Below are 14,395 nucleotides of genomic sequence, written 5' to 3'. Positions count from 1 at the left end.
GAGAAACAGAGGGGGCTGAAAACAGCCCATTTGAGACGTTGTGGGCGAAAGATTCGCACGGAACACCACATCAAAGTGCATCACGCACGCGCTCCCGCTCCGAGAAGAGGTGGACCCATGCATACTGATTACAAAAGTCCCGTAATTCGCTGGTATCGCGACAGCCAACAGCAGGCGTCGCGCGGCGATCTACTTACGCGTATAGAAACTGCCGAAAAACTCATTGCCAGCATCGAAGCTGAGTCATCTTATCCTGCGGCAGAAGTCCTGTCGCAAATCGACGGTCGTCCAATACCTGAGGCTGGCAATCGCAAGATTTCGGGCTCAGACCTGCTCAACGATCTCCGCTTTTTGGTGGAAGACATCTCCGACATGGTCGAACTTGCAGCCGACGCCGTTGGCGAACAAGTCTTCACCGTTGAAGAACTCGCCAAGCAATTTAACGTCTCGACCAAAACGATCTCGCGCTGGCGGGCCCTGGGTTTGGTGAGTCGCCGCTTAGTGTTCGATGGTCGCAAACGGGTCGGTTTCCTGCGCAGCAGCGTCGACCGTTTCGTCAAGAACAACGCTGAACGGGTCGAACGGGGAGCGCGTTTTAGCCAACTCTCCGACGACCAGCGCGAGGAATTCATTCAGCGAGCACGCGAAATGGCCCAATCCGGGCAAGGCCAGGGAGAAATCTCTCGCCAATTGGCTGAGCGAACCGGACGTAGCGTGGAAACGATCCGCGCTGCCCTGCGGAATTTCGATACCGACAATCCTGATGATGCCATTTTCCCCGCCGGCAGCGGCCCACTCACCGATGTGCAGAAGAAAAACATCTTTCGCGCTTATCGCCGTGGCGTTTCCGTCGAAAAGCTTTGCCGCGACTACAATCGGACGAAGACCACCGTCTATCGGGTCATCAACGATATGCGGGCCGAACGAATCAAAGAGTTGCCACTGGACTTCATTGATAACCCGCGCTTCGCTCGCAAGGGTGCCGATAACGCTTGCTTGGGACCGATGCCAGAAGCTGAAACCGCCGTGCGAAAAGCACGGCGTCCGTCGGGCTTGCCTCCTTACTTGGCCAGCCTGTACGAAATGCAACTCCTAACCCGCGAACAGGAGCAGCACTTGTTCCGCAAGTACAACTACCTGAAGTACAAGGCAAACAAGCTCCGCGACAGCCTTGATTTCGAGCGACCCAAGTCCTCCTTGATGGACGATATCGAAGAACTACACGAGCAAATCGTCGACCTGAAGAATCAGATCGCCCGCTGCAATTTGCGGCTCGTCGTTTCCATCGCCAAGCGGCATGTAAAGCCTGATCAGAATTTCTTCGAACTCGTGAGCGATGGCAACTTGTCGCTGTTGCGAGCGGTGGAGAAATTTGACTTTGCTCGTGGCAATAAGTTCAGCACCTATGCCAGCTGGGCGATCATGAAGAACTTCGCCCGCACGATCCCCGGCGAGTATCGTCAACGCGACCGTTTCCGCACCAGCTACGACGAACTGTTCGACGTAACGCAGGAAAAGCGGGCGAATCCCATGATCGAGGAGACGCTTCAACAGGATCGCGTCTCGAAGATCCAACGGGTCCTCAATCGACTCGACGAACGAGAGCGCCAGATAATCGTCGGTCGGTTTGGATTGGACCACACCAAGGAACCCCAAACCCTGAAGCAAGTTGGCGAAGAGTTGGGTGTCACCAAGGAACGTATCCGCCAGATCGAAGCCCGGGCTTTGAGCAAGCTACGCATAGCCGCCCAAGAAGAGAAGATCGCGTTGGAAATCTAAACACCTCCCACACTAGATTTCCGACCCAGCCCCGACCATCCCCCTTGGTCGGGGCTTTATCTTTGGGACCTTGATCAAACATCCAGATTCTTCACATCCAGGGCATGCTTCTGAATGAATTCGCGGCGAGGCTCGACGTTGTCGCCCATGAGTACGCGGAACAACTCGTCAGCGCTGCCGGCATCTTCCATTCTTACTTGCAAGAGCGTGCGGTTAACGGGGTCGAGCGTTGTCTCGCGGAGTTCCTCGGCGTTCATTTCGCCCAAGCCCTTAAAACGAGTGATTTGCAAACCTTTCTCCCCCGCTGCCCGAATGGCTGCTGGCAAGCCGCGGAGATCGTCCAAACCGGTTTCGTTTTCGCCACGGCGAAGCATGTAGCGAGAACCCTCCAGGCCTGTTCGATCCTCAGGAATTAGCGAATCAATCTCGAAACCAAGCTGCGAGAGGTCCTTGAGAAGCGTATTAATTGTGCGAACCTCGTGGAGTTCGACGATTCGCAACCTCGGAGCGATGTGACCATTGGTCTCCGCAACTTCCTCGGGGGGAGTCGTTCCTCCATCGAGTTGCACCTCTTTGCCTGTCGCTTTCTCCTGTTCTTCGACAAATGCTTCCAGTGCGGCACGGTTGTTGAACCAATGTTCATTAATCCCGAGAAACACGTGAAAGATCGGCAGTTCCAGCGTAGCAGGGTCTTGGCGAACTGCATGGGCCTTAAGGCTGATCCCGCGCCGCTCCAGGGCCACGATCGATTCTTCCATCGCCGCGAGAGTGCGGCAAAGCTTCTCCATGCGCTCGCCTTCAACCAACTCCCCGTTACCCGCATCGAAGACACAGTCACTAAGGCCGAGTTCCAATAGTTGTGTCTTCATTTCTTCGTCAGTCTGCACATAGTTCACTTCCTTGCCCTTACGGACACGGAAGAGAGGGGGTTGAGCGACATAGACGTGCCCTTGGGCTATCAGTTCGTACATTTGCCGATAGAAAAACGTCAGTAGCAATGTGCGGATGTGGGATCCATCCACGTCGGCATCAGTCATGATCACGATGCGGCCGTAGCGACGCTTGCTGAGATCTTGATCTTCGCCAATGCCGATGCCTACGGCAGAGATCATGCTGCGGACCTCTTCGTTGGCAAGCACCTTGTCTTCGCGGCTTTTATAGGCGTTGATAATCTTGCCTCGCAGAGGCAGGATCGCCTGATACTCTCGTAGGCGGCCACCCTCGGCGCTACCACCTGCCGAATCACCTTCCACGAGGTACAGTTCGCATTTATCAACATCCTTGCTTGAGCAGTCGCGTAGTTTACCTGGGAGTCCGCCACCAGCGAGTGCCCCTTTCCGTTCGCGGATCAGTTGCCGCGCCTTTCGGGCACTTTCCCGGGCCTCAGCGGCCAAAATGACTTTGAGGATCATTTGCTTGGCGGTCTTGGGATTCTCTTCGAGGAACTTGCTCAGGTAGTCGCCAAATAACGAATTGACTATTCCTTCGACCTCACTGTTACCCAGTTTGGTTTTGGTCTGGCCCTCAAACTGCGGGTGAGGTACGCGAACGCTAATCACCGCCGTGAGACCTTCGCGCACATCGTCACCCGAGGGGACCAGGTCCTTGAACAGATTCTGCTTCTTGCCGTAGGCATTGAGGGAACGAGTCAGTGCCGTGCGGAAACCGGAGAGATGCGTCCCCCCTTCAGTCGTGGTGATATTGTTCACATAGGAATGCACGTTCTCGGTGTACTCGCCGGAGTATTGCAAAGCGATTTCGACCGTGACCCCTTCGCTTTCGCCTTCGACGTACAGTACCTCCTGATGAACCGCTTCGCTGGCTCGATTGAGCCAGACGACAAACTCCTGAATACCCTGTTCATACTGAAAAGTATCGGCTTCGTCGGTGCGCATGTCGGTGATAGAAATCTTCACGCCCCGGTTCAGGAACGCCAACTCTTGCAGGCGTTTCGCCAGAGTGGAGTACACAAACTTCGTGACGGAAAAAATCTGCGGATCCGGTTTGAAGGTTGATTTGGTGCCCCGCCGGTCGCTCGTGCCAACGCGCCGAACATCTCCTTTCGGAATCCCCCGCTCGTACTCCTGATGGTAAACATGTCCGTCGCGGCAGACTTCGACCTCGCACCACTCCGAGAGAAAATTGACCACCGTGACACCCACGCCATGCAGTCCACCCGACGTCTGATAGGCACCCTTGCTGAATTTTCCGCCAAACTTGAGCACGGTCATCACCCCTTCGAGGGTCGACACGTCGCGATCCATTTGCTCGGAAAGTTGATTGTGTTTTTCGACCGGTATTCCGCGTCCATCATCCTCTACCGTGACGGAGCCATCGGGATTGATAAACACTCGAACTTCGGTGGCATAGTTGGCCATCGCTTCGTCGATTGAATTGTCGACAACCTCGTACACCAAGTGGTGTAGGCCGCGATTAGACGTATCGCCGATGTACATGCTGGGCCGCTCTCGAACATGCTCCAAGTCGCTTAAATGTTCGAGGTCGGATTGGCCGTATTCGGCGTTGGCCTTTTTCTTTTGACTGGATTCTTCGTTTGACATCTGGTTTGTTATTTCGGTTGAGAACGTCGTTGAGAAAGGAGATTGGAGTCGCGGGAGAAAACTTGAATTTGATAAACGTTGCCTACCGGCCAATACACTCTCTTTCCAAATTGGTGGTTACTCACGGATTCAAGTAGAGCCATCCATCTTTTTTGTTTCGCTTTGGGGACTGATGATCTTTCCCACTTTAAACCGTAGGTGCCGGATCCCTGCGGCGGGAAGTTCTGCTTGCAATCGTGTCAGGAGTTCCTCTTTGCGAAATATGAGTTCCTGCATCAATAGCGAGTTGGCCACGGTGACATTCATTGTTCCGCCACGCAACTTCGAAAACTGCGTTATGCTTGAGAGTTCAGGACCGACTACTGCCTGCCAAGCCACTTCCTGCTCAGCTGAGATGCGAATCTGTGCATAACCACGGAGACTCACCAACTGAGCAAGGACATTCCCTACCTTCCTGGGTCGCTGAAATGATAATCGTTTTTGCTCGGCAACTCGATGCGTCTCAAAATCCTTCCAGGCATCTTGTTGTGCCGAGATTTCCTCCGCTTTGATTGTCATTGCGTATGATTCCGACTTCTTCTTTTCGGCCTGGGCTTAACGGTCCCGAGAGAGAGGCATGATCACATAACCATAGCCATCGTCGGTCTTGCACACGGCGGCACTTTCTGCATCCTTGACTTCAAATGAAAAGGTCTTATCGGCATCGAGCACCTTGAGAAAATCAGTTACGAATCTCGGATCGAGAGTCACCGTCATTTCCTCGCCATCGTAGCCAATAGGAAGCTCGATTCGGGACTGACCAACCTCAGCAGCGCGACCGGAAAGTACGAGCATTCCATCCCCAAAAGTGAAATCGACTCCCCGGCTCTCCTCACTGGTGACAATTGCTGCTTGTCGTACGGCAGAGAGTGTCCCTCCGACGGCTAGTTCGATGGACAGACCTTGTCCACCTCCATCAGGAAACACCTTTCTCCAATCGGGAAACCGACCTTCCAAAAGACGGGCTGAAATCGTCGCCCGCGGGCTGTGAATTAGAAACTCGTTTCCTTTTAAGGCTATCTTCACTTCGGCATCACTGGGGGCCACTGCTCGCTCAATGAGATTCATTGCTCGAGTCGGAACGATCGTGGTTTGATCGGCATCATGAGGCTGACCAGTTTTGACGACTGGCCCTGTCATCTTGGCAAGCCTTCGGCCGTCGGTACCAATGGCCGTTACCGCCGCTTCCTCAAATTCCAATTTCACTCCACCCAAGGCATAACGACTGCTCTCACTGTCTGTGGCAAACACCGTGCGCCGAATCAATTCTCGCAACAGTCTCGCAGGGACTTCATAGAAATTCTCCTCTTCGAACTTGGTGACCTGCGGGAATTCTGCGGGATTCTCAGCTGGGAGGCGAAACTGACTGCGTTCACCTCGAATAATGATCCCTGTATTGTCACACTCCAGATGCAAAGTCTGGTCGGTACTTTCTCGGAGAATTGATCCAAACCTTGCAACCGACAATACGGCAGCACCGGGCAGCTGAATATCCACTCCCTCTACATCATGGCGAATACCAACCTCCAAATCAGTAGCCAAGAGCGTCACCTTTTCAGCCGTGACTTCCAACTTGACGTTCTGAAGGATCGGTTTGGGACTTCTGCTTGGCGCGACCGATGCCACGGTTTGAAACGCATGCAATAGTTGTTCGCGATCACATGAAATCTTCATTGAATTACCACCATTTCCGCTTGAGCGCGGAGCCTCAACTTGGGACGAGTTTTCTATTACCGTACTCACCGCAAACCTCCTGAGTGTGATTCTCTTACTATTAAGTTAAATATAAGTAGCAGTAGTAATGTATGCGGGATTGATGTCAACAACACGTAGCAAAGAGCGCCTAAACATAGAAAAACAGGGATAAAATCAAATAAGCCTTATAGTGGAAAACTGGTTGCTATGTTGTTGGGTAATTGTCTAGTAATTGTTAGTAAACTAAGTACGCTGGCAGTTTCGTAGGGACGCGTTTGAAACTGAGATTAAAACCATAATGTTGTTGACATGAAATAGCCAAGTTATCCACCGTCGGTCACTTGCAGCGTGGTTTGAACATCGCGATTCAACTTTGGTGACAATTCACACAGCGAGCAGGATACGGCGTAAGTCCTCCAAGATCGTTTGCGTTTGAGAATCACGGGCTAGCGACTTTTGAATCGAGGTCATCGCATGCATAATCGTCGTATGGTCACGGTTACCGAGTGCTCGGCCAATGTCGACATAGCTTATGGGTGTGAGCGTCCGTAGCAGGTAGACCACAATAGCACGGGCAAAAACCAAGGTTTTTCGCCGAGCCGGGCCTTTTAAAGCAGCTTGGGTCAGATTGAAATACCGGGCAACGACGGCAACGACTTCTTTGGCTGAGGGAGGTGTCCGGCAATTGGCGGGATTTGCACCAACCTGAGGGGCAACTTCCCATTCCCGTAGGGAGCGAAGCAAATGGTCCGCAGGCCCAGTGACCGACTCAGCTAAGGTACGAAGTTGACGCTCGTTGATCGTGGTTTCTCTCTCCACAGCAACTAACTTCAAAAGTTCCAATCGTGCCTCGGTCCCCGGATGGTTGAGCCAGAGTACCAATGAGCCGGCGAGCCGATCGCGGAGTCCTGATTCGAGCTGTTGCTGGGCTGTCGGAGGGACACGAGAAGTGCAGAGAATGGTAGCGCCGCTCTCGTCGTAAATATCAAGTAAATCACGCAGCTCATGTTGGATCGCGATTGCTGGGGGAAGTTTGTGAATATCTTCCAAGACCAGGAGCTTAAGAGTCCGCAGGCGAATTCTAAAACTGGCAAGGTCCCCTTCGCTGCGAGCAGTTTGCAGAGTGCGTGCGAAATCAATGGCTGATAGGTAAGCGAGACAGTCCTCGCCTAACAAGGGTTGCCAACGGCGAACGATGCCTCGCACGAGCAAGCTCTTGCCACTCCCGGCAGGGCCAACAAGCACTAGAGGGGATGCCCAATTATTGGAATCAAAGTCCGTCTCGCCAGTAAGCAAATGTTCAAGTGCGAGGATTGGCAAGCGATTCTCGGGGCCAGCTACAAAGCAGTTTCCTTGGCCGAGAGTATCACCCGCAAAGGATTCGCCCAGAGTGATTCCCGCCCCAGTTTCAACTGGAGGCAAATCGATTCGCAATACTTCGTCGACCTGCATGGCTCCGTCCGGATAGGCGGTTTTGGGGATACCGACGGGCAAGGAAATTAGCTCCCCTGCCATCGATTTCAGGGCTCTAAATAACAAGCCCTGATTCTATCCGAATTACCTCTCACCCGGGAGTACCACAGGCGATTTTATGCCAGTTTGTTCAGCGTTGTAAGTGTTTGTGTGCCTTGATGATACGGCGACACGCCTCGTCTATTTCAGCAGCTACTGTCGTGGCCCCCCAACTGAATCGCAAAGCAGACTCGACGAGCTCCTTTTTTAGTCCCATTGCCTCAAGTACCGGGGACGCTTCACTAGAGCCACTGGCGCAGGCTGAGCCGGTTGAACAAGCAACTCCGGCCTGATCGAGAGCAAGAAAGAATGGTTGTCGGTCTATGTCAGGAAAGGCAATGTTGGAAGTATTAGGAAGTCGCCGAGCCAGCTTGCCGATCACCGTTGCGGACTCAATGACCGCTACGATTTGTTCTTCGAAGTGCATTTGAAATTTCTTCATCCGCTCAAGTCGTCCTTCGGCATCCTGGTGCCAAGCCTCCATCGCAACTTGCATCCCCACGGCCAGCGCAACCATTTCCGTTCCTGGCCGCACCCCCGCTTGCTGATGTCCTCCCCACATTTGAGGGGCAACCTGCACATCGTGCCGCACCAACAACGCCCCGATCCCCACGGGACCGTGGAACTTGTGCGCTGCACAACTCAGGGCCGTGAGACTACGCTGAGAAAATTCCGCCGGAAGTTTTCCCGCCAATTGTGCGGCATCCGTATGCAGAGCTACGGCATGCTCCAGGCATGCTTCGGCAATCTGTGAGAGTGGCTGTAACACGCCCGTTTCATTGTTGGCAGCCATGATGCTCACCAGCCGCGTCTCAGGGCACAAGGCCTCGCGGAGTTCGTCGACCCGCACCACTCCATCGCCGTCGACCCCGATGCGAGTCACTCGCCACCCCCGGCTTTCCAGTTGAGAGACGGGTTCCAGAATGGCAGGATGCTCGATCGCAGAGGTAATCAGGTGGCCGGGGGCCAGGCTAGCGAGCATTCCAGCGAGGACCAGATTGTTTGCCTCGGTACCGCCGCTGGTGAAGATCAAGCGATCCGCGTCCATGCCCGTTGTTTTGCCGCCAAGCAGCTCGGCAATCCGCTCTCGGGCATTTTCAAGGGCTCGACGGGCATCTTGGCCGGCACGGTGCTGGCTCGCCGGATTGGCACCAAACCGAAGCGAGGCCTCACGAATCGCGTCAGCAACCTGCGGCAGCATCGGCGCGGAAGCATTGTGGTCGAGATAGATGGAGTCGGTCATCCCTGCAATTGTAGACGTTTTGGGGGCGGTAAAAGAGTGCCTCCCCTAGTCCATCAGCGTTGGAGTGCATAGTTTGTCCAGAGATTTGACGCAGTGTATATTATGATATACACTTGAGAGGATGGAGGCTAAACCACAGCATGTGCGGGTTTTCGAAACCACTGACGGTAAACGCCCTTTTGAAAGTTGGCTTCGCAAGCTTCGCGACCCCCGGGCACGGCAGAAGGTCCGGACCCGAATCGCGCGTATTCGACTTGGTAATTTCGGCGACTTCAAGTCGGTTGGAAACGGAGTCTGTGAAGTTCTTATCGATTACGGTCCTGGGTATCGCCTCTATTATGGCAGGGATGGCGATGAAGTGGTCGTCCTGCTTCTGGGGGGCGACAAACGCAAACAAGATTCAGAAATAGAAACAGCGAAACATTATTGGGCTGACTACCAGGCCCGCAGAGAAGAGGATTCAGATGCCTAGATCACGAGACTACGAAGAGTCACTACGCGAAGACCTCACTGATCCGACAGAGGCTGCCGCCTATCTCACTGCCTGCGTTGAGGAAGGGCCAGAAGTGTTTTTGCTTGGGCTTCGCGACGTGGCAAAAGCTAGAGGAGGTATGAGCAAGCTCGCCGCCGAAACTCAACTTACTAGAGACACGCTCTACAAGCTCATGTCAGAAGATGGCAACCCAACCCTTGAGAGCCTCTCGGATGTACTGGCAGCATTAGGTGTGCAGCTCCAGTTTGTCGCCACTGAACGAGTTGCAAGTTAGCTCGTCTGTTGGAAGCGAGCCGTGGCGCCCTCGCCGAGACGGATTTCCGCCTGCTCGAGGGAGGCTTCCAGCCACGGTCCAAACTTTTCGACTGCTAGAACCCGTAACTACACTAAAATCCCGGTGTTGTTCTCTCGAGGATACATCGCTTGTCTCCCAACCACGAAGTGGTGCCAGTTAATAGCCAGGGATGTCAATCCCTGGGGCCTAACTCTTTACCAACCAGCCCCAAGGGGGCGGTAGTCTTCTTCATTGCGGTACTTGAAAGGGCTGAGAAAACTGAAACTGATTAGCTGAAAGCTTTCCCTCCGAGTAACTGCTATAATGGCTTGAAAGGAAAAAGGGGCAGAACAATTTTTCATAAATAGTTCGGCCCCTTTTTCTCCTCCGTTGATTCCACCCAAACGGGGCCGCTCGACAACCAAGAAGCCAAAAGGCTATTGGCGACGCGTCATGGCAACCCGCTTTGACAAACAGAAATATGGACAACGATGGCAAGTAGAAACCGTAAACAGCATGATTAAACAAATGCTTGACTCAGCACTTCGTGCGCGAAGATACTGGTCGCAGCATCGAGAAATCATGCTGAGAGTGGTTAAGCACAATCTGAAGATTCTCAGAAGAAAGGTTTTCTACAGAGCAGTTCTGACCCTTTTCTCCTCTTTTTCTTTTTGTTCTTTGCAATAACTTAAGGAACGATTGCATGCGTTGGTTGGTTATACCGCTTCTAGTGTTATGTCATTCATTTGAAGCACGGGGCATTGATGCTCAGCAGAGTGATCTTTATAAAATCTCTCTTTCAAACAATGCGTACGAGCAGGCGGTCCCTATGCCTCCGGATGGAGAAATTACCGAACGGCGCCTGTACTATTTTGAAAAACCTCCCGAACCAACCCTTCCTCCTTATGAATTGACTAGCGGAAGCTATGTTGGTATTTCGATGGGAGGCTACCAGGAGCAGGATGAGAGGAAGATTGGTGAAAGGCGTTTCTATCAGAACGGGAAAGTTGCAGAGGAAAAGTTATATCGTAAAGGAGTATTGCACGGTGTGTGGCGCCAATACCACGAAAATGGAACGTTGTTCTCTGAGAGACCCTATCGTATGGGAGTACCCGATGGAACGTTTAAGTTCTGGAATGACAAGGGAAAGCTACTGGGCCAGTCGGTTATTAAGCAAGGCAATGGAGTCTTGCAAGAATATGAACTTCCAGAATTCCATTCGAGAAATAGAAAGATCCCATTTATAGACGGGAAAGTAGATGGCCCAGAGGTAACAATGGCGATTTTCAGTGGTGATGCTGAAGACGCTGCTGGGCGATCAATTACGAACTATACAAAAGGCTTGAGAGAAGGATGGGCAATCCAGTACTGGTCGAACAAAACCCTGCGGTCATCGGCCTACTTACATGAAGATAAGTTGCATGGGGTATCTCGCATGTTAGATCTCAAGGGAAAGATGCAAGCTGGATATCCGAGATACTTTGTCAGCGGCCAGGAGGTTACTGAACAGGAATTTGTTACGGCTGCCAAAGAGGATTCACTTCTGCAGGTTTCGTTGAATCAAGATCGGCCAGAGAAAACTGACTAAACCAAGTACCATATGCTCACACTGGTGCAGTATTTGGCTGGCCTGGACTTGATCAACTGATATCGCGGGGCGCCACTGGCTTCGCCAGTGCTCTTCTCTTCCGCCAGTTCCTTGCTTTTTGAACTGGAACAGACGTTTCTTAACCTGAGAGGCCAAAACAAAAGCTCTTATTGTAAGTTTTCGTCAAAACTAGCCGGTTTGAAGTTGGGATAATTTTCCCTAAAAGCCAACTGCAAGATGTAGGCAACAAAACACACTGGCCAAGTCAGTGGCACCCGAGTGGCTTTTTATTCACGCTCCCCGAGACGCCACAAACTCTCCTCTCGTTACTGCGAACAACAGAAACGCTGCGCTCGCTGCCGAGAGCACCGAGTAGTCCAGCGATGGCTTGGGGCCCAGCGCGGCACACATGGCCGTGGCAAAGATGGTCAACAGCAGAGCCGCCGCCAAGGCGAACCAGCGTAACTGCCAGCCAAACAAGAAGCCGCAGGCGATCACGATTTCTGCAATGGTTGCCATCCAGCCGACGGGGGAAATCAGCGCCGGAGGCAAGAACCAATTGAGTAGCCCAACATAGCTTTCGTAGTTTTCAATATTCCCCCAGGCGATCCCTTCCGCGCCCGGTGGTCCCCAGTACCCAAATCGATCTGCCACCGCCGAAAGAAACCCAGCCGCCAGGGCCACGCGGACTGCCAACATTGCCAGGGCAAGTAGGGTTCGCTGAGGGTGGTTAGGTTTGCTCACTTGGGAAAGTCTCTAAGCTGCTAGCAATTTTTGGTTTAACCGCTGATAGGCGCTAATTTACGCTAACGACGGGCCGGGACAACATCAAACACGATCCAGTCACAGAAATGACGGAGGAAGCCAGGTTTGGCTCGCCGCTCAATTCTCACACCCCAGCAGCGCTTATTCGCGAACCTTAGCGGTCAACAATCCTTTCCCTCACCCGGTTATCTCCGTGACCTCCTGTTCAATCGTCTTGCTAGCGTGGGCCGTTCCCGATTGCCATTGCTGCTAGTTTTCCTTAAGAGCTACGATTGGCAGAGGAGGACCAAAGAATGGATTCACGGCCCTCCATCAAAATGAATTGAACTTAAGGAAGTGTTGTCATGACGGCATTATTTAGGGCGACAGTGATGCTCGTTACACTGGTAGGTCTGCCGGCGGCCTGGATCTATTACGGGCCACTTCCTACGGGAGCCCAAAAGGTGGTCGATCGCTTTGTGGATGTTGCCCGCGAGGCGATGGGATGGCAACATCAGTTGCCGGTCAAACAGGCCTGGGATCAAGACAAAGCAGCCCCCCGTTTTGAAGAAGCACCTTTCCGACAGCAGAGCGACGAATCGATCCGCGGGCAGCACGAAACCCCGCAAGTGAACGTTTCCGCCCCACCTTCCTCCCCTATTTCTCTAGTGTCGGCAACTCTCCCTGTGGCGCAGCCCAAAATGGCTGCGACAGATGATTTGGCAGGGCAATTGGAACCCCATTTTTCGCTGCTCCGCAAATTGGGAGCCGCTGACTATGCGTTGGCACATTGGGGATCCGAGGGAAACCTCTATCGATTCCATTGCTCGATTCCCTTTGGATCAGAAGGCCTCATGTCTCGCGAATTCGATGCCATTGAGGCTGATCCCGTGGCTGCAGTCCGACAGGTTGTCGGCGAAGTGACTTCCTGGCAAAACGTCCAACTCGATGCCGCCCACTCTTCCACTCAATGGCGTTGAGCCCGGCCTAAAATCCGAGGAAACTGTCGGCCATGAGAACTCCTTCAAGACCGTTGGGGAGGTTGCTACGAAGCACGGCAACGCGATATCGCCCGGACCTCATCGGAAGAGTGCACCATACAACGCCACTTTTCGGTGTCTTGCGCGACTTCAGACGACCTGGGAACGCAAGTGAAGGGGGTTCTCCCGACGACGACTTTGCCAAGATAGCCCGTCTGGAAGCGGTTCTGTTTATCTCTCGCGAGCCCGTCTCGACAAGAAAACTGGCGATTTTGGCCCGACTTGCCGATGGTACGGAAGCACGTACCCTGCTGAAGATCCTGGCACGCAGTTACGAAGAACGAACCAGTGCCATCCAGGTCGTAGAGCTGGCGGGTGGGGTTCAATTGCTTACCAGGCCTGCCGTGGCGGATTGGCTCCGGCGGCTGCACGGTGAGGGCGAGGAAATGAGGCTTTCTCCACCTGCTTTGGAGACTTTGGCGGTCGTGGCCTATCGCCAGCCGGTGGTTCGAGCGGAAGTCGAGGCTATTCGGGGTGTCCAATGCGGAGAAATCCTGAAAGTATTGATGGAACGCGATTTATTGCGTATTGTCGGGCGTTCGGAGGACCTCGGGCGGCCCTTCCTGTATGGAACAACAAAGAATTTTTTACGCGTTTTTGGGCTTCGACGCTTGGAACAACTCCCACCAATCGATCAAATGCAAGGCATCGGGGCGGAAGGCTAATCTTGCGGAATTGGCCGCCACTCGCCATAACCTCGTTTTCTGTCCTTTTGCGATATCAAACCTAGACGTTTCTTTGTTGACCGGTTGCGGTTGGCATCGCTAAACTTGGACCCGATTCTTATTGCGTTACAAACCTACCGAAGCATTTTAAATCTTCAGAATCATGAGAAGTTGAAGGAGCAAAATCGTGCAGCTTATTGATTCCTCAAAATCAAGCGTGTTCGCCGAGGCAGCGAGTGTCTCAGTTCTAGTCGAGGAAGACCACTTTGATCTGGTCGATCGTTATTTGAATCCGATCTCGAATTCCGACGAGGAATACGAGGACGAAGATGCCGATGACGAGGACGCCGACGACGAAGAGTACGAGTATGAATACGAGTACGAAGACGCTGACGAGGAGGACGCCGAAGAAGATGGCGAAGAGGAAGTCGACGAAGAATATGACGAAGACGAGTGGGAAGAAGTCGATGAGGACGCCGACGAGGAAGAAGACGACGAAGAAGAATACGAGGACGACGATCTCGAATCTGATGAAGAATTCGAATACGAGTACGAGGATGAAGAGGAGGAATAAAGATTCCTCACTCGCACATGCAATTTAATTAGCCACGGATTAACACGGATAAGAATCCATCTTTCGCAATATCTTTGTTTCATCCGTGCTACTAACGATTCAAATCTTCTCAGTGTGCGCGAATTAATTGAGCAGGAGATTACCCAGAGAACGAAGATTTTTAAAAAGTAGAGTGCAAAACAAATCGT

14 protein-coding genes are annotated in these 14,395 nt (G+C 52.8%); 8 read left to right on the top strand and 6 right to left on the bottom strand.

What is annotated here, in order from left to right; genetic code table 11:
- Positions 1–117 precede the first annotated feature (117 nt).
- Positions 118–1,779, top strand: a complete 1,662-nt coding sequence (locus tag Pla144_RS03270) for a sigma-70 family RNA polymerase sigma factor (RefSeq protein WP_146447873.1) — start codon at positions 118–120, stop codon at positions 1,777–1,779.
- Between the two features lie 74 nt (positions 1,780–1,853).
- Here Pla144_RS03270 and Pla144_RS03265 read toward each other — a convergent pair whose 3' ends face one another.
- From Pla144_RS03265 to Pla144_RS03245, 5 genes are all read right to left on the bottom strand, one after another.
- Entirely contained in the window at positions 1,854–4,340 is a 2,487-nt protein-coding gene (locus Pla144_RS03265) for a DNA gyrase subunit B (RefSeq protein ID WP_146447872.1), read from the bottom strand.
- Positions 4,341–4,469: 129 nt separating this feature from the next.
- The gene (locus tag Pla144_RS03260) at positions 4,470–4,898 is read right to left on the bottom strand and encodes a DUF721 domain-containing protein (RefSeq protein ID WP_146447871.1); all 429 of its coding nucleotides are present in this window, start codon (positions 4,896–4,898) and stop codon (positions 4,470–4,472) included.
- A gap of 36 nt (positions 4,899–4,934) precedes the next feature.
- Complete coding sequence (gene dnaN / locus Pla144_RS03255; RefSeq protein ID WP_146447870.1) at positions 4,935–6,053, bottom strand: DNA polymerase III subunit beta; 1,119 nt, start codon at positions 6,051–6,053, stop codon at positions 4,935–4,937.
- A 405-nt stretch (positions 6,054–6,458) separates the two neighbouring features.
- Complete coding sequence (locus Pla144_RS03250) at positions 6,459–7,613, bottom strand: DnaA/Hda family protein (RefSeq protein WP_146447869.1); 1,155 nt, start codon at positions 7,611–7,613, stop codon at positions 6,459–6,461.
- 64 nt (positions 7,614–7,677) lie between these two features.
- Positions 7,678–8,829 (bottom strand): cysteine desulfurase family protein, encoded by a 1,152-nt coding sequence (locus tag Pla144_RS03245; protein ID WP_146447868.1) that lies wholly within the window; start codon positions 8,827–8,829, stop codon positions 7,678–7,680.
- Positions 8,830–8,950: 121 nt separating this feature from the next.
- Here Pla144_RS03245 and Pla144_RS03240 point away from each other — a divergent pair, with 121 nt between their 5' ends.
- From Pla144_RS03240 to Pla144_RS03225, 4 genes are all read left to right on the top strand, one after another.
- Entirely contained in the window at positions 8,951–9,301 is a 351-nt protein-coding gene (locus Pla144_RS03240) for a type II toxin-antitoxin system RelE/ParE family toxin (protein WP_146447867.1), read from the top strand.
- Positions 9,294–9,596, top strand: coding sequence for an addiction module antidote protein (locus tag Pla144_RS03235; protein WP_146447866.1), 303 nt, complete (start codon positions 9,294–9,296; stop codon positions 9,594–9,596). Before Pla144_RS03240 ends, Pla144_RS03235 begins: the two co-directional genes overlap by 8 nt.
- A 390-nt stretch (positions 9,597–9,986) precedes the next feature.
- Positions 9,987–10,283 (top strand): transposase, encoded by a 297-nt coding sequence (locus Pla144_RS25430; RefSeq protein ID WP_391580951.1) that lies wholly within the window; start codon positions 9,987–9,989, stop codon positions 10,281–10,283.
- Positions 10,284–10,299: 16 nt separating this feature from the next.
- Positions 10,300–11,184, top strand: a complete 885-nt coding sequence (locus Pla144_RS03225; protein ID WP_146447864.1) for a toxin-antitoxin system YwqK family antitoxin — start codon at positions 10,300–10,302, stop codon at positions 11,182–11,184.
- Positions 11,185–11,475: 291 nt separating this feature from the next.
- Here the strand turns inward: Pla144_RS03225 and Pla144_RS03220 are convergent, their stop codons facing one another.
- Positions 11,476–11,928 carry a DoxX family protein gene (locus Pla144_RS03220; protein WP_197530353.1) on the bottom strand — a complete coding sequence of 151 codons (453 nt, stop codon included), beginning with the start codon at positions 11,926–11,928 and terminating at the stop codon, positions 11,476–11,478.
- Between the two features lie 365 nt (positions 11,929–12,293).
- On the opposite strand from Pla144_RS03220, the gene Pla144_RS03215 reads away from it, so the two are divergent.
- The 3 genes from Pla144_RS03215 to Pla144_RS24420 all read left to right on the top strand — a co-directional run bounded on the left by Pla144_RS03215 (position 12,294) and on the right by Pla144_RS24420 (position 14,207).
- A complete protein-coding gene (locus tag Pla144_RS03215) occupies positions 12,294–12,908 on the top strand; it encodes a hypothetical protein (RefSeq protein ID WP_146447863.1) in 615 nt (204 codons plus the stop codon).
- A 32-nt stretch (positions 12,909–12,940) separates the two neighbouring features.
- Positions 12,941–13,633, top strand: a complete 693-nt coding sequence (gene scpB, locus Pla144_RS03210; protein WP_231936137.1) for an SMC-Scp complex subunit ScpB — start codon at positions 12,941–12,943, stop codon at positions 13,631–13,633.
- Positions 13,634–13,820: 187 nt separating this feature from the next.
- Entirely contained in the window at positions 13,821–14,207 is a 387-nt protein-coding gene (locus tag Pla144_RS24420) for a hypothetical protein (RefSeq protein WP_197530352.1), read from the top strand.
- The last annotated feature ends 188 nt before the right edge of the window (positions 14,208–14,395 follow it).

Origin of the sequence: Bythopirellula polymerisocia, from assembly GCF_007860015.1 — a bacterium.
GTDB lineage: Bacteria > Planctomycetota > Planctomycetia > Pirellulales > Lacipirellulaceae > Bythopirellula > Bythopirellula polymerisocia.
This window is presented reverse-complemented; position numbering and strand designations above follow the sequence as displayed.